Source organism: Rhizobium sp. TRM96647 (genome assembly GCF_025780115.1).
Taxonomy (GTDB): Bacteria; Pseudomonadota; Alphaproteobacteria; order Rhizobiales; family Rhizobiaceae; genus Mycoplana.
The window spans coordinates 75,165-89,737 of record NZ_JAOXHF010000006.1 but is presented as its reverse complement, the minus strand read 5'-3'; the positions used below and the strand labels follow the sequence as shown (position 1 = coordinate 89,737).

Here is a 14,573-nt window from a genome sequence, read left to right as displayed (position 1 = left end):
AGACATGGCGGCTGTGTGGAAGCGTGGGAATGAAACGGGGCAGGGGGCAGGGCCGGGTTGCGAAATGCACGTCGCCTCGCCCGTGCTGTTGACGGGCGCGTCGAAGGAAGTGCGATGAGCCTGCAGCTTGCAAGATACCTGAAGGATTTCAGCGAGCCGCGGCGGCCGCAGTCGCCTTTCCTGCATGACGGGGCATTTGCCGGATCCGCAAGTCTCTCCGAGGAGCCTGCGTTCGATTTGTCCGCGCCCGAACCCCGGATCGACGTCGAGGCCGAGCGCGAGCAGGCCTTCGCCGCCGGGCGCGCCGAGGCGGAAGCCAAACTCGGCGCCCGCCACCAGGCGGAGGTCGAAGACCTGCGCAAGGCCCATGCGGCGGAAATCGAAGCGCTGCGCGATCACCTCGAGCGGCACGCGGCGGCGATGATCGCCGAGAGGTTCACGACGATGACCGACGGGCTCGCCGATCGCGTGGCGAGCCAGGCGGCAAACGTCCTGGCGCCGGTGCTGGACGAGGTGCTCGCCCGCCAGGCAGTCGAAAACCTGGCGGCGATGATCCGTGCCGGCCTTCCGGAAGGAGACGGCATAGTCGTGACGGTCAAGGGGCCGTCCAATCTGTTTGAACAACTGAAGCTGCAATTCGAGGAAGGCGCCCCGATGGTGCTCCGGCACCTGGAAGCGGACGATCTCGATCTTGCGGCGGAGTTCGGGGACACGGTCCTGGTGACGCGGATGGCGGCCTGGGCTGATACCGTACGCAGGGTGCTGGCATGAGCGAAGGCGAAAATCACCACAACGGCAAGAACGAGATCATCATCGTCAAGCGGCATAGCGATCACGACGAGGGAGCTCACAACTCCGCCTGGAAGATCGCCTATGCGGACTTCATGACCGCGATGATGGCGTTCTTCCTCGTCATGTGGCTGATCAATGCGGCGAACGAGGAGACCAAGGCCTCCGTCGCCTCCTACTTCAATCCGATCAAGCTGACCGACGACAAGCCGGCGGACAAGTCTCTCAAGAAGCCCGGCAAGCAGGCCGAGGGTGAGGACACGCAGGACAAGTCGAACAGCGAGGGCGAGAAGCAGTCGCAGTCCCAGGGCGCCGAACAGGGCAGGCATCAGAGCACGACCGCCGGCGAGGAAAGCCAGTATTCGCAGGCCGATTTCTTCCAGAACCCCTATTCCGTCCTCTCCGAGATCGCCCAGGAAGTCGGGCAGCAGGCCAATGTCAGTGCCAGGGGCGACGGTGGCGCCGCCGATGCCGGACCCGCGACCGGCGCTGCCGGCGGCGAGGCCTATCGCGATCCCTTCGACCCGGACTTCTGGACGCAGCAGGTGGAGATCAGCCAGGCGACCAGCGCCGGCAGCGAAAACGTGTCGAAGCCGGGGCAGGTCGCCGCTGCCGATGCGGCTGGAAACCCCGACGAAGCGGCCGGCACGGACGCTGCCGACGCCGCCAGGGAGGCCGATGCCAAGGAGTTGCAGCAGGAAATCGCGCAGAACATCGGCGCCCTCGGCAAGCTCGCCGAAGGCCTGACGGTGACGCCTTCGGAAGGCGGCCTTCTCGTCAGCCTGATGGACCAGTCGGATTCGGCGATGTTCACCGTCGGATCGGCCCTGCCGAACAGGGACATGGTCATCGCGATGGAGAAGATCGGCAAGATCCTCTCCGAGCGGAAGGGTGCGATCGCGATCCGCGGCCATACCGATGCCCGTCCGTTCCGTGGCAACGGCGACAACTGGCAGCTTTCCTCGGCGCGCGCCCAGAGCGCCTACTACATGCTGATCCGTGGCGGGCTCGACGAAAACCGCGTCAGCCAGGTCAGCGGCTTTGCCGACCGCCGTCCGAAAGTGCCGGAAGATCCGATGGCGGACGCCAACCGCCGCATCGAGATCCTCATCCAGGCAAACGAGGGCTAGCGCGATGAGGCCGCCAAGGGGGCTTGCGACATTCGCTCTGGTGCTGGCTGCGGGCCTCGGGTTCGCAGCATCGGTATGTGCCCAGGACATGGAGGATCTCGCGCCCTACAAGATGATCCGCTCCCTGCAATATGTGCAGGACACCGTGGTGATGGGCGATCACTCCGCCATGGAGATGCAGCGCTTCATGCTGTCGACCATCGACGAGCGCCTGCGCACGGCCGATCCCTCGATCTTTGCCGACCCGCGCAACGTCGATGCCGCACTGGTCTATGCCATGAGCGGCGGCAATCCCCAGACGCTCGAGCTTTTGGCGAAGAACGACGTGTCCGGCCATTTCGACCAGCGCATCACCGAGGCCGTGCGCAACTATGTGAGCGGTCGCGGCGCGGCCAGCACGCGAACGGTCGCCGAGATCTTCCCGGAATACAGGAACCTCGAGATCGCGCCCTATCTGGCGCTCGTCTCGGCCAATTCGGTGCTTCGCAAGGACCCCCGGCAGGCCCTGGCCTATTTCGACTGGGCGCGGCTGATCGCTCCCGGCACGATCGTGGAGGAGGCGGCGCTGCGCCGGTCGATCTACGTCGCCGAACAGAACGGCATGGTCGACAGGGGCGTCGCCTATGCCAGCCGCTACGCCCGCAGGTTCCTGCACTCGCCCTATGCGAGCCAGTTCGCCGATCTCTTCGTCAGGCTCGCGGTGGAGAACTTCGAGAAGATCGGCGAGGAGACGATCCAGGAAATCCTGTCCTTCATGGACGCGCCGCGTCAGCGGGAAGTCTATCTGCGGATGGCGCGCCTGTCGGCGATCTCCGGGAAAAGCCGGCTTGCGGTCGTCGCCGCCGAAAGGGCGCAAGCGCTCACCGGCGACGGTGACGAGGGTCCGAGGACGCTGGCCGATCTTTATTCCGGCCTTGCCTCCATCTCGTCCTCCGATGTCACCCAGGCCATCGAGCAACTGTCGGCGATCCCCGACGAGGACCTGTCGGCGAAGGACCGCGCCCTGAAGGAAGCCGCGCGCCGGATCGCCGAGGAAGTCCTGCGTCCGCCGGAACTCGCCGTCGGTGTGCAGGCCGCGGAACCGGCAGACTTGACGATCGGCCAGGATGCGCCGCCTCCGCCTGAGAATGTAAGCGAAGACGAACGCATGAGACCGACCGCCGCCGTTGCGGCCGAACCGGCGATGCAGGAGCCGGCACCGGTCGCCTCTGCTCCGCAATCGCCGGAAGAGACCGCCAATGGGGCGCCGCAGCAGACGGCCGATCCCGCATTCGACGGCTTCGTCGCGACGGGCCGATCGAAACTCGACGAGATCGACAAACTCCTGGAGGGAGAGGGAAGTTGAACAGCATCGACACGAGCACTTTGAGCCAGGTGGAGGCCAGGACGAGCCGTGGCGCGGGCAAGGCGAAGGCGGACGGCGATACCGGTGGGCAGTTTTCCGAAACCTTCGACCGCGTCTCGTCGAGAGACTCGGGCGCGGCGTCGCAGGGCCGAAAGAGCCTCGCGGATGAGGGACTGGAGCGGGACGGGGAGACGTCGCTCTCCCTGAAGGCGCAGACGGCGATGGGCGACACAGAACAGGCGCCCGTCTCGCTGCTGCAGCGCATCCCGGCGGAACTCCTGGACAAGACGCGCCCGGCGACGGTGGTCCCCGGCGAGGACGCACCGGGCGCTGTTGCCATTCCGGCCGAAGGTGCGGAACTGCCGGCATCTCCGGAGGCGACCCCCGTTCCGCCCGTCACCGCCGCCGACGAGGCCGGACAGCCGGCTGGCGCCGGCACCGACGAGGGCGACAATGCCGATGCCGGCGAGGATGGCAACGGTGCTGACGCGATGGACAGCCTGCTCTCGATGCTGACGCGGGAACCGGCGAGCCAGCCGGCAGCGGCAACGCCGCCCACGGTGATCGCTACGGTGGCCGGTCAGGCGCAGGCCATGCAAATTGACAAGACGGGGCAGATGCAGGCCGAGGGCGATACCGCCGAAGCCATGCTCGGCCTCCCGGCCGTCCGGCCGGGTTCCGCAGTTGCGCTGGCTGCCGGCACACCGCAGGAGGGAGCAGGAACGCAGGCGGCCGGTCCGGACGGCGGCGAGGCCGATCAGATCTTCCGGCTGGTGCGCACGGACGGAAAGGCGGCCTCTCTCGATATCGCGATCGGCGGCAAGGGCGAGGTTTCGGCAGCCTCCGAGCAGACGAGGCTGCCGGGCATCGAGTCTGTTGCGGTGCTGGATTCGCGCCGGTATCTGGGCCTTGCCCAGCAGGGCAACATTTCGGCCGTGACCGCCGCCATCGCGCAGGATCCCTCGTGGGCTGCCGCATTGGCCGAACAACTCGACAGTGCGCCGAACGTGACCGGCAAGGTTGTCAACACCCTCAAGATCCAGCTTCAGCCGATCGACCTCGGTACGGTCACAGCCTCGCTGAGGCTGCAGGGCGACACGCTGGTCGTCGATCTCAAGGTCGAGACGGGCAAGGCCTTCCGCAACCTCAGCGACGACCACGATGCGATCGTCAAGGCGCTGCGCGGCCACGGTTTCAGCATTGACCAGGTCAGCGTCCAGATGGCGCCGTCGCCCGATCGTGGCGGCAGCGCCACGGGGCAGGGGGATTCGCAGGCGCAGTTCGCCGGGCAGCAGCAGGCGCGCGAAGGCGGCGGACGGCAGCAGGGCGGCGAGCCCCGTCACAATACGGTATTCGACGAAGGACCGGGGCATGAATACGGCCAGGTGGATAGCCTCACTAGCAATGACCAGCGCCGTGGCTCTGGCGGCGGGGTCTTTCTCTGAGGCGAAGGCGGCTGCGGGCAGTTGCGAGCGCGAGATCCTCTCGGCGGCCTCGAAGTACGGCATCCCGGCGGGCATTCTCTATTCGGTCGGCCTCGCCGAGACCGGCCGGAAGGGATCGCTGCAGCCCTATGCGCTGAACATCGAGGGCAAGGCCTATTTCGCCAATAGCGAACGCGAGGCGTTGCAGCGGTTCAACGAGGCGCGGGCGGGCGGTGCGAAGCTGATCGACCTCGGCTGCATGCAGATCAACCATCACTTCCACGGCTCCGAATTCTCCTCGCCGGCGGCGATGCTGAACCCGCGCCGCAATGTCGAGTATGCCGCGCGCTTCCTGTCCGAGCTGCATGCCCGGCACGAGACCTGGACCATGGCGGTCGCCCGCTACCATGCCGGTCCGAACAACGATCCGGCACAGAAGCGCTATGTCTGCCGCGTGATCGCGAACCTGGTAGCGACGGGCTATGGCAGCTGGACGCCGAACGCCCGGACCTTCTGCCGTTGATTCAATCGTAAATAGAAAAAGGCGCCTCTGCCTAAATGTGGCGGCAATGGGTGCGCTTTATGGCTGGCAAGAATTGAATCCGGCCTTCGTTAACTTTTCCACGATAAAATAGTCGTAGTTTGCGCGCGACCTACTAGATGTAGATCAAATCGCCGCAAGATGGTTAATCAATTATTAAAAAAGTCAGATGATTTTATCTAATTGCGGCAGATTCCGTCGATTCGTACCACTCTCTTAACGAAGCACCACACTGATTCGGAGGCGGACGAATGATCGTAGTGGTTGATGAGCGCGAGCTCGTTAAGGACGGCTATACCTCACTCTTTGGTCGCGAGGGCGTGCCCTCGACAGGCTTTGATCCGAAGGAATTCGGAGAATGGGTCAACTCGGCCGCGGACAGCGATCTGGAGGCCGTCGAGGCGTTCCTGATCGGCCAGGGTCAGCAGACGATGGAGCTGCCGCGGGCGATCCGCGATCGCTCCCAGGCGCCGGTGATCGCAGTCAGCGACACCCCGTCGCTGGAAACGACGCTCGCCTTCTTCGATAGCGGCGTCGACGACGTCGTGCGCAAGCCGGTACATCCGCGCGAGATCCTGGCACGGGCCGCGGCGATCCGCCGGCGGCTGAAGGCGCTCGCGAACTTCACCGACATCGGGCCGATCCGGGTCTTCTCCGACGGCCGCGATCCCGAAATCGAGGGATCGGTCTTCCCCCTGCCGCGGCGCGAACGTCGCATCCTCGAATACCTGGTCGCAAACCGCGGCCGTCGCCTGTCGAAGACGCAGATCTTCAACGCGATCTACGGGATCTTCGACGAGGACGTCGAGGAGAACGTGGTCGAAAGCCACATCAGCAAGCTTCGCAAGAAGCTCCGCAAGAAGCTCGGCTTCGATCCGATCGATTCGAAGCGTTTCCTCGGCTACTGCATCGACTGGAGCTGATTGCCGCGCGGGCCGCCTCTGCGGCCCGCGCACAGAGCGCCGCGGTGGCGCAAGGTCACCCGCATACAGCCTCACGCAAGGCACACCTCATACTCTCGTCCCATATTTGAATAGCGAGGAATCAAAGCATGAGCCTCTACGGAACCATGAGAACCGGCGTTTCGGGCATGAATGCCCAGTCAAACCGTCTGAGCGCGGTCGCCGACAACATCGCGAACGCCAACACCACGGGCTACAAGAAGGCCTCGACCCAGTTTTCCTCGCTGATCCTGCCGACGACAGGCGGGGCCTACAATTCCGGCGGCGTCACCACCGACGTCCGCTACTCGATCTCCGCACAGGGCACGTTCACCTACACGACCTCGGCGACCGACCTTGCCATCAACGGTAACGGCTTCTTCATCGTCCAGGGGACCGATGGCGTCGAATACCTGACCCGCGCCGGCGCTTTCACGCCGATGTCCGACGGCTCGCTGCGCAACACCGCCGGCTACAAGCTGATGGGCTACGAGTACTCCTCGACCGCCGACCCGACGATCGTCATCAACGGCTACGACGGTCTCTCCGAGATCAACCTCTCCGACGGGGCGCTCACGGCAACGCCTTCGACGGCGGGCGAACTCGCTGTGAACCTGCCCTCCAACGAGGCGCACCCCTACAGCAAGACGACCTCGCTGGTCGCCTATGACAGCCTGGGCAACACCCGCAAGCTGGACTTCACCTACGAGACGACCGCGACGGCCGGCGAATGGGCGCTGACGGTGAGCTATACCGATCCCGACACCGGAGCGGTTACGGCACTCGCGAACGAGACCCTGGAATTCGACTCCTCGGGCAATCTGGTCACGCCCGCCGACGGCATGCTCTCCACCACCGACCTGACTTTCGGGGTCGGCCCCGGTGCGCCGATCCTCAATGCGCTCGATATCAATCTGGCCGGTACGACCCAGCTTGCAAAGGAGTTCGGTGCGGACGGCGACGTCAACGGCAGCGGCCCCAGCGAAGTGTCGGGCTACGAGATCAGCGCCGACGGCGTCCTGTCGGTGAAGTACGACAACGGCGACCTGATTCCCAAGTTCCGCATCGCCATGGCCAACGTCCAGAGCCCGGACAAGCTGTCGCCGCTCGCCGGCAACGTCTACTCGCAGAGCACCGACTCCGGCGTCGTCGTCATGGGCTATGCCGGCAACAGCGGCTACGGAACGATCCTCTCGGGCGCGCTGGAAGATTCCAACGTCGATATCGCCGAGGAACTGACCAGCATGATCGAATCCCAGCGCAACTACACGGCCAACTCGAAGGTCTTCCAGACCGGCTCCGAACTGATGGACGTTCTCGTCAACCTCGTACGCTGACGGCAACGGCAACTGCAATAGAACGGTAGGTTGAATACGATGTCGCTTTCAACGGCAATCAAGATTGCACAGTCAAGCTTTTCGAACACGGCGCTGCAGACGGCGGTCGCGTCGAACAACATTGCCAATGCGAGCAACACCGCATACAACCGCCGTTCCGCCGTTCTGGCATCCGCTGCGAGCGGTGCCACCGTCGTCCATACCGCCCGCGCCCAGAACGACGCCTTGCAGAAGCAGAACCTGCTCAGCATCTCCAAGTCCGTTGCGCAGGACACCACCCTTGCCGGCCTGGCGCGGATCAGGAGCACGCTCGGCGGTGACGACTACGAGCTCTCCGTCTCGAACTACCTGGCGACGCTGCGCGACAACCTCCAGACCTTTGCCGACAGGCCGAGCGAGCAGTCGCTTGCCGAGACGGTCGTTGCGAATGCTGTCGATGTGGCAAACGCGTTGAACTCTTCGTCGGCGGACATCCAGCAGTTGCGCGCCGAGGCCGACGCCGACATCGCGCTTGCGGTCGGCGAACTCAACGGCCTGCTCAAGGATTTCAAGACCTATAACGACCAGGTCAAGGCCGGGACGGCGGCCGGCACCGACGTCAACGATGCCCTCGACCAGCGCGACAAGTTGCTGAGCCAGATCTCGGAGATCATCGGCCTTACCACGGTGACGCGCGCGAACAATGACATGGCGCTCTACACGAGCGACGGCACCGTGCTGTTCGAGACCCTGCCGCGCGAGGTCACCTTCGCGCCGACGACGACCTATACCGCAGGCACCGTCGGAAACGAAATCTACATCGACGGCGTCGCGGTGGAAGCGGGCATCGGCGGAAACACCAGCGCCCAGGGAAGCATCCCCGCGCTCCTCCAGCTCCGCGACGACATCGCGCCCACCTACCAGACCCAGCTCGACGAGATGGCGCGCGCCGTCATCACGATGTTCCAGGACGACAACCTGCCCGGGCTCTTCACCTGGATGGACGGTCCAGTCGAATCGAACGTCGTTCCGGCAACGCTGACCGCTGGCCTCGCCGCCAGCATCATCGTCAATCCGGACCTGATCACGGCTGCGGGCGGCAACCCGATGCTGCTTCGCGACGGTGTCAACCTGAACCAGAACACCGACAACAATGCGAGCTACTCGACCCTTCTCGACAGCTATGCCGCAGCGTTCGCCACGGACATGACCTTCGATGTCGGAACCGGCATCGACACCAATACCAGCATCCTCAATTTCTCGACGAATTCCATCGGCTGGGTCGAGCAGTTGCGCAGCGCCGCTGTTACGGCGAGCGACGACAAGGCGGCCCTTCTCTCCCGCACGCAGTCGTCGCTTCAGAATGTCACCGCAGTCAGCCTCGACGAGGAGCTCTCGCTGCTCCTCGATCTCGAGCAGTCCTACAAGGCATCGGCCAAGCTCGTGGCGACCGTCGACGAGATGATGACCGCTCTCCTCCAGGCAGCAGGGTAAGGCAATGAAAACGTCCTTCGTGTCCAACATCACCATGCAGACCACGCTGCTGCGGACGATCTCCGAAGCGCAGTCTGAGCTTATGGACCGGCAGAAGGAGATCGTCACGCTCCGCCACGCCGATCTGGGGGCGGAACTCGGCGCGAAGACGGCACGCACGCTCAACCTGCATCGCGACCTGCAGCGGCTGCAGTCGCTGCAGAGCACCAATTCGCTGACGACCCAGCGCCTGGCGGCTTCGCAGGAAGCGCTGGGCCAGGTCTCCGAGGCGGCGAACACCGTCATGGAAACCCTCGTCGCGCTCACCGGCACGGAATCGAAGGACCAGCTCGACCGCACGAAGGAAGGCTTCGGCGCCGCCATCGCGCTCTTCACCAGCGCCTCGAACACCTCCTTCAGCGGCGAATATCTCTTTGCCGGCATCGACACCGACGTCATGCCGATGAACAGCTACCTCGACCCGGCCTCCCCGGCCAAGGCGACCTTCGACCTGGCGTTCCAGACCTATTTCGGCTTCGACCAGGACGACAACCAGGTCGCCGACATCACGCCGGCGGAAATGGAAGGCTTCATCCTCGATCTCGAGACCATGTTCATGGACACGAGCGCCACGGGCACGTGGGCGACCGACTGGTCGAACGCCTCCGACCAGAACATGACGAGCCGCATCAGCAATTCCGAAGTGGTACAGAGCTCGACCAACGCGAACACCGACGGCATGCGCAAGTTCGCGCTCGGGGCGGTCATCGGTTACGAACTTCTTAATCTCAATATCGGAACGGAGACGCGCAAGCTGGTCAGCGACAAGTCGCTCGAATACATTGGCTCGGCAATCACCGGCGTGGATTCCGAACGCTCGCTGCTCGGCGTTTCCGAGGCGCGCGTCGAGCAGGCGAACATTTCGCTGGGCGCGCAGTCCAGCATCCTGACGACCAGCATCAACGGTCTCGAGATGATCGACGAAAACGAGATCGCGACCCGCATCACCACACTCCAGACGCAGCTCGAACTTGCATACACGTTGACCGCCCAGCTCCAGAACATGAGCCTGGTCAACTATCTCTGATGATCAGAGACGCATGGCAAACATGAAGGGTGTCTAAATGTACCAGTTCTCATATGTCGAGATCATGGAGGATGGCGTCGAGACCGCCAGAAGCCGCGAGCGGCAGGTTCTCGACCGTTCCATCGAGCTTCTGCGCAAGGCGCAGGCGGCCACCTCCTACGGTAGGGACGCCATCGAAGCCGTCTATTTCACGCGGCGCGTCTGGATCCGTTTCGTCGAGGATCTCGGCAGCCCCGAAAACCAGCTCGACAAGGAGCTGCGCGCCAATCTCATTTCAATCGCCCTCTGGATATTGGGGGAAGTCGACCGCATCCGAAAACGCGAATCGACCAATTTCCAGGGCATCATCGACATAACAACCATCATCAGGGATGGAATAAAATGAAAAGCACCTTGCGGATCTCACTGAAATCGGGTGAGCGCATCTTCGTGAACGGCGCGGTACTGCGGGTCGACCGGAAGGTCGCGCTCGAATTCCTGAACGACGTCACGTTCCTGCTCGAGAACCACGTTCTCCAGCCCGAACAGGCGACGACGCCGTTGCGTCAGCTTTATTTCATCGCCCAGATGATCCTGATCAACCCGGATGGCGCCGAGCAGTCGACGGCGATCTTCCGCAAGTCCGTCATCATGCTGCTCTCCTGCTTCCGCAACGAGGAAGTGCTCGCCGAGCTCAAGCGTATCGACGGGCTGGTGACGCAGGGACGCGCCTTCGAGGCGTTGAAGGCGATCCGTGCGCTCTACCCGATCGAGGACAAGATCCTCAACAGTCACGAGATCACGCCGGCCACGGTCGAACATATCCGCAAGGAGATCGCCATATGGTAACGCCCGTCGCCGCTGCCGGCTACACGCCCAATACGTCCGCAACCCAGTCGTCGAACGATTCCAAGACCGCGACGCTGAACTACGAGAGCTTCCTGAAGCTCTTCGTCGAGCAATTGAAGAACCAGGATCCGACCGAGCCGATGGATGCGTCGGCGCAGATGGCGCAGCTCGCGACCTTCTCGCAGGTCGAGCAGACGATCAAGACCAACACCAATCTGGAAAGCCTGCTGCAGCGCACTTCGCTGCAGGAAGCCAATTCCGTGATCGGCCGCACGGTGACCAGCGAAGACGGCAAGATTTCGGGTGTGGTCAAGGAAGTTACCCTGTATACCGACGGCATCGTTGCAACGCTTGATTCGGGCGACAAACTCGTCATCGGACCCGGCGTAAAGGTGAAGCAAACCTCTGATGAATGAGGCAGACGCCCTCGACATTGCCCAGGCCGCCATCTGGACCGTCATCGTTGCGGCCGGTCCGGCGGTCATGGCGGCGATGATCGTCGGCGTCGTCATCGCCTTCATCCAGGCGCTGACCCAGGTCCAGGAAGTCACCCTGACTTTCGTTCCGAAGATCCTCGCCGTGCTCGTCACGGTCGCGATCTCCGCGCCCTTCATCGGGGCGCAGATTTCCATTTTCAGCGACGTCATCTTCTCCCGGATCGAATCCGGCTTCTAAGGCAGATGGGCCGCGCAAGGTGCGCGGCGGCGGCATGCCCTGTTCAAAGACCTGAAACGCGCCGTGTTTCAGGTCCTGGCCCGCTCATTCGTCCGGACTGCCACCCTCGCGCAAGTTTCGCCCGCTACACGTTCCGGCAGCATTGCGGTCCTCAAAGGGCCGCGCCTCTCATGACGAGACGGGACGAAAATGGCACAGGTACCTTCACTCTCCATCCCCAAGGTTTCTCCGAGCGGTCGGGACATCGCCTTTGCGATGGGCATCGTCGCCATCCTCTCGATCCTGTTCCTGCCCATTCCACCGTTCCTGATCGACATGGGACTGGCGTTTTCGATCGCCTTCTCCGTGCTCATCCTGATGGTGTCGCTCTGGATTCAGAAGCCGCTCGATTTCTCGTCCTTCCCGACTATCCTGCTGATCGCCACGATGATCCGCCTGGCGCTGAACATCGCCACGACCCGCGTCATCCTTTCGCACGGCCATCAGGGGCACGATGCGGCCGGCAGCGTGATCGCCGGGTTCTCGAGCCTCGTCATGTCCGGCGACTTCGTCATCGGCCTGATCGTCTTCCTGATCCTGATCACGGTGAACTTCATCGTCATCACCAAGGGTGCGACGCGTATCGCCGAAGTGGGCGCCCGTTTCACCCTCGACGCCATCCCCGGCAAGCAGATGTCGATCGACGCCGACCTCTCCGCCGGCCTGATCGACGAGAAGGAGGCCCAGCGCCGCCGGCGCGAACTGGAGGACGAGAGCTCGTTCTTCGGCTCGATGGACGGTGCCTCGAAATTCGTCCGCGGCGACGCGATCGCCGGTCTCCTCATCACCGCGATCAACATCTTCGGCGGCATCATCATCGGCTACTTCCGCCACGGCATGGAAATCGGCGAGGCGGCCGACGTCTTCGTCAAGCTGTCCGTCGGCGACGGCGTCGTCTCGCAGATCCCCGCTTTGATCGTGTCGCTGGCAGCCGGCCTGCTCGTTTCGCGCGGCAGCTCGCCGGGCTCGACCGACCAGGCCGTCGTCAACCAGCTGAGCGGCTATCCGCGGGCGCTGATGGTCGCCTCCGGCCTGATGGTGCTTCTCGCCATCATGCCGGGCCTGCCCTTCCTGCCCTTCATGGTGCTCGGCGGCATCATGGCCTTCGGCGGCTGGGCGATCCCGCGCCAGCAGGAACAGGAACTGAAGCAGCGCCGTGAGCAGGAGGCGAAGAACGCCCAGCAGACGAAGGAGGCGGACAAGGATTCGGTCAAGTCGGCGCTCAAGACCGCCGAGATCGAACTTTTGCTCGGCAAGCAGGTGTCGACCCGCCTTCTCGGCGCCCACCAGGAACTGGCCTTCCGCGTCGGCAAGATGCGCAAGAAATTCGCCACGCAGTACGGCTTCGTGGTGCCGGAGATCAAGGTCTCCGACGACATCTCGATTGCCGACAAGGCCTACCATATCCGCATCCACGGCACGACCGTCGCATCGAACGTCGTTCGCGTTGGCGAGGTCCTCGTCGTCACCGGCGGCGGCCGCAAGCCGAGCGTGCCGGGCGACGAGATTCGCGAGCCCGCCTTCGGCATGCCAGCCGTATCGATCCTGGAGACCTTTGCCGAGGACGTCCGCCGCGAGGGCTTCCACCCGATCGACAACGTCTCGGTGGTGCTGACCCATCTCTCCGAAGTCATCCGCAACAACCTGCCGCAGCTTCTCTCTTACAAGGACGTGAAGATCCTGATCGAGCGGCTGGATCCGGAATACCGCAAGCTCGCCGACGAGATCTGCTCGTCGCACATGTCCTATTCCGGTCTGCAGGCGGTGCTGAAGCTTTTGCTCGCCGAGCGCGTCTCCATCCGCAACCTGCACCTCATCCTCGAAGCGGTCGCCGAACTCGCCCCGCACGTCCGCAAGACCGAGCAGATCGTCGAACACGTGCGCATCCGCATGGCCCAGCAGATCTGCGGCGACCTTGCCGAAAACGGCGTTCTGCCGGTGCTGCGCCTCGGCAACCGCTGGGACATGGTCTTCCACCAGGCGCTGAAGCGCGACGCCAAGGGCGAGGTCGTCGAATTCGACATCGATCCGCGGCAACTGGAAGAGTTCAGCGAGCAGGCGACCAAAGTTATCCGTGAATTCCTCGACCGCGGGACGCCTTTCGTGCTGGTCACCTCGCCCGAATCCCGTACTTATGTGCGCATGATCATCGAGCGCCTCTTTGCCACCCTGCCGGTCCTGTCGCATGTCGAGCTTGCGAAGGGCATCGAGATCAAGATCCTCGGCTCGATCTCATGATCACCGATCCGCAGGGCATGGTGCTGGCGCTGTTCGCGGCCTTCTGCCGTGTCGGCGGCTGCTTCATGCTCCTGCCGGGCTTCGCCTCGGCGCGGCTTCCCATGCAGATCAGGCTGTTCGTCGCCGTCGCGATCTCGATCGCCGTCCTGCCGATCCTGTGGGATACGATCTATCCGAAGACGCAAGGCACAGCGCTCACCTATATCCAGCTCATCCTGTTCGAGACGCTGACCGGGGCGGTGATCGGGCTGATCACCCGCTACTATGTGCTCGGCCTGCAGTTCGCCGGCACGGCGCTGACGATGATGATCGGCTTCAACGCGCCCCCCTCGCAGGACGTGCTCGAAGACACGGCGGAAAACCAGCTGACGAACCTGATCAGCTTCGCCGGCCTCATGGCGCTGTTCATGCTGGATTTCCATCATGTCGTCGTTCGCGCGCTGGTGGATTCGTATACCGCCATTCCCATGGGCGGGTTCAATCCGCAAAGCGCGCTGATCACGCTCACCGACACGCTGGTACAGACCTTCAGCATCATGCTGCGGCTCGCCAGCCCCTTCATCATCTACGGGCTCCTGTTCAACGTCGCCGTCGGCCTGATCAACAAGCTGGCGCCGCAGATGCCGATCTATTTCATCTCGCTGCCCTTCATCATCACGGGCGGCCTGTTTCTGCTCTATTTCGGGGTCTCGTCCCTGCTGGAGATCTTTGCCAACGGCTTCGTTCCGGTGTTCGAGGGGCGCTGAG

General features: G+C 63.6%; 15 protein-coding genes. All 15 read left to right on the top strand.

From position 1 onward, the window contains the following. The first annotated feature begins 114 nt into the window (after positions 1–114). On the top strand, positions 115–771 hold the full coding sequence (locus tag OCK02_RS13010) for a hypothetical protein (protein ID WP_263813436.1): 657 nt from the start codon (positions 115–117) through the stop codon (positions 769–771). Beyond that, positions 768–1,919 carry a flagellar motor protein MotB gene (locus OCK02_RS13005; RefSeq protein WP_263813435.1) on the top strand — a complete coding sequence of 384 codons (1,152 nt, stop codon included), beginning with the start codon at positions 768–770 and terminating at the stop codon, positions 1,917–1,919. Before OCK02_RS13010 ends, OCK02_RS13005 begins: the two co-directional genes overlap by 4 nt. Positions 1,920–1,923: 4 nt before the next feature. Continuing rightward, the gene (gene motC / locus OCK02_RS13000; protein WP_263813434.1) at positions 1,924–3,264 is read left to right on the top strand and encodes a chemotaxis protein MotC; all 1,341 of its coding nucleotides are present in this window, start codon (positions 1,924–1,926) and stop codon (positions 3,262–3,264) included. Then, the gene (locus OCK02_RS12995) at positions 3,261–4,709 is read left to right on the top strand and encodes a flagellar hook-length control protein FliK (protein WP_263813433.1); all 1,449 of its coding nucleotides are present in this window, start codon (positions 3,261–3,263) and stop codon (positions 4,707–4,709) included. Before motC ends, OCK02_RS12995 begins: the two co-directional genes overlap by 4 nt. Beyond that, positions 4,669–5,211 (top strand): lytic transglycosylase domain-containing protein, encoded by a 543-nt coding sequence (locus tag OCK02_RS12990; RefSeq protein ID WP_263813432.1) that lies wholly within the window; start codon positions 4,669–4,671, stop codon positions 5,209–5,211. The genes OCK02_RS12995 and OCK02_RS12990 overlap by 41 nt, the downstream gene beginning before the upstream one ends. A 269-nt stretch (positions 5,212–5,480) precedes the next feature. Then, positions 5,481–6,152, top strand: a complete 672-nt coding sequence (rem, locus tag OCK02_RS12985; protein ID WP_230807223.1) for a transcriptional activator Rem — start codon at positions 5,481–5,483, stop codon at positions 6,150–6,152. A 128-nt stretch (positions 6,153–6,280) separates the two neighbouring features. Next, positions 6,281–7,507, top strand: a complete 1,227-nt coding sequence (locus OCK02_RS12980; protein ID WP_230807222.1) for a flagellar hook protein FlgE — start codon at positions 6,281–6,283, stop codon at positions 7,505–7,507. Positions 7,508–7,546: 39 nt separating this feature from the next. Next, positions 7,547–8,980, top strand: a complete 1,434-nt coding sequence (gene flgK, locus OCK02_RS12975) for a flagellar hook-associated protein FlgK (protein ID WP_263813431.1) — start codon at positions 7,547–7,549, stop codon at positions 8,978–8,980. Between the two features lie 4 nt (positions 8,981–8,984). Next, on the top strand, positions 8,985–10,046 hold the full coding sequence (locus OCK02_RS12970; protein ID WP_263813430.1) for a flagellar hook-associated family protein: 1,062 nt from the start codon (positions 8,985–8,987) through the stop codon (positions 10,044–10,046). A gap of 37 nt (positions 10,047–10,083) precedes the next feature. Beyond that, complete coding sequence (gene flaF / locus OCK02_RS12965; RefSeq protein WP_263813429.1) at positions 10,084–10,431, top strand: flagellar biosynthesis regulator FlaF; 348 nt, start codon at positions 10,084–10,086, stop codon at positions 10,429–10,431. Continuing rightward, the gene (gene flbT, locus OCK02_RS12960) at positions 10,428–10,874 is read left to right on the top strand and encodes a flagellar biosynthesis repressor FlbT (RefSeq protein ID WP_230807218.1); all 447 of its coding nucleotides are present in this window, start codon (positions 10,428–10,430) and stop codon (positions 10,872–10,874) included. Before flaF ends, flbT begins: the two co-directional genes overlap by 4 nt. Beyond that, entirely contained in the window at positions 10,868–11,290 is a 423-nt protein-coding gene (gene flgD, locus OCK02_RS12955; protein WP_230807217.1) for a flagellar hook assembly protein FlgD, read from the top strand. The genes flbT and flgD overlap by 7 nt, the downstream gene beginning before the upstream one ends. Continuing rightward, positions 11,283–11,549, top strand: coding sequence for a flagellar biosynthesis protein FliQ (gene fliQ, locus OCK02_RS12950; RefSeq protein ID WP_263813428.1), 267 nt, complete (start codon positions 11,283–11,285; stop codon positions 11,547–11,549). The genes flgD and fliQ overlap by 8 nt, the downstream gene beginning before the upstream one ends. A 189-nt stretch (positions 11,550–11,738) precedes the next feature. Then, complete coding sequence (flhA, locus tag OCK02_RS12945) at positions 11,739–13,826, top strand: flagellar biosynthesis protein FlhA (protein ID WP_263813427.1); 2,088 nt, start codon at positions 11,739–11,741, stop codon at positions 13,824–13,826. Further along, positions 13,823–14,572: a flagellar biosynthetic protein FliR gene (gene fliR / locus OCK02_RS12940; protein WP_230807215.1), complete on the top strand. Its 750-nt coding sequence runs from the start codon at positions 13,823–13,825 to the stop codon at positions 14,570–14,572. The genes flhA and fliR overlap by 4 nt, the downstream gene beginning before the upstream one ends. Position 14,573: the final 1 nt, after the last annotated feature.

What these genes read in the sequence shown, in the direction of transcription:
- OCK02_RS13010 (WP_263813436.1), top strand. Translation starts at nt 115, where the DNA reads ATGAGCCTGCAGCTTGCAAGATACCTGAAGGATTTCAGCGAGCCGCGG.
- OCK02_RS13005 (WP_263813435.1), top strand. Translation starts at nt 768, where the DNA reads ATGAGCGAAGGCGAAAATCACCACAACGGCAAGAACGAGATCATCATC.
- motC (WP_263813434.1), top strand. Translation starts at nt 1,924, where the DNA reads ATGAGGCCGCCAAGGGGGCTTGCGACATTCGCTCTGGTGCTGGCTGCG.
- OCK02_RS12990 (WP_263813432.1), top strand. Translation starts at nt 4,669, where the DNA reads ATGACCAGCGCCGTGGCTCTGGCGGCGGGGTCTTTCTCTGAGGCGAAG.
- rem (WP_230807223.1), top strand. Translation starts at nt 5,481, where the DNA reads ATGATCGTAGTGGTTGATGAGCGCGAGCTCGTTAAGGACGGCTATACC.
- OCK02_RS12980 (WP_230807222.1), top strand. Translation starts at nt 6,281, where the DNA reads ATGAGCCTCTACGGAACCATGAGAACCGGCGTTTCGGGCATGAATGCC.
- flgK (WP_263813431.1), top strand. Translation starts at nt 7,547, where the DNA reads ATGTCGCTTTCAACGGCAATCAAGATTGCACAGTCAAGCTTTTCGAAC.
- OCK02_RS12970 (WP_263813430.1), top strand. Translation starts at nt 8,985, where the DNA reads ATGAAAACGTCCTTCGTGTCCAACATCACCATGCAGACCACGCTGCTG.
- flaF (WP_263813429.1), top strand. Translation starts at nt 10,084, where the DNA reads ATGTACCAGTTCTCATATGTCGAGATCATGGAGGATGGCGTCGAGACC.
- flbT (WP_230807218.1), top strand. Translation starts at nt 10,428, where the DNA reads ATGAAAAGCACCTTGCGGATCTCACTGAAATCGGGTGAGCGCATCTTC.
- flgD (WP_230807217.1), top strand. Translation starts at nt 10,868, where the DNA reads ATGGTAACGCCCGTCGCCGCTGCCGGCTACACGCCCAATACGTCCGCA.
- fliQ (WP_263813428.1), top strand. Translation starts at nt 11,283, where the DNA reads ATGAATGAGGCAGACGCCCTCGACATTGCCCAGGCCGCCATCTGGACC.
- flhA (WP_263813427.1), top strand. Translation starts at nt 11,739, where the DNA reads ATGGCACAGGTACCTTCACTCTCCATCCCCAAGGTTTCTCCGAGCGGT.
- fliR (WP_230807215.1), top strand. Translation starts at nt 13,823, where the DNA reads ATGATCACCGATCCGCAGGGCATGGTGCTGGCGCTGTTCGCGGCCTTC.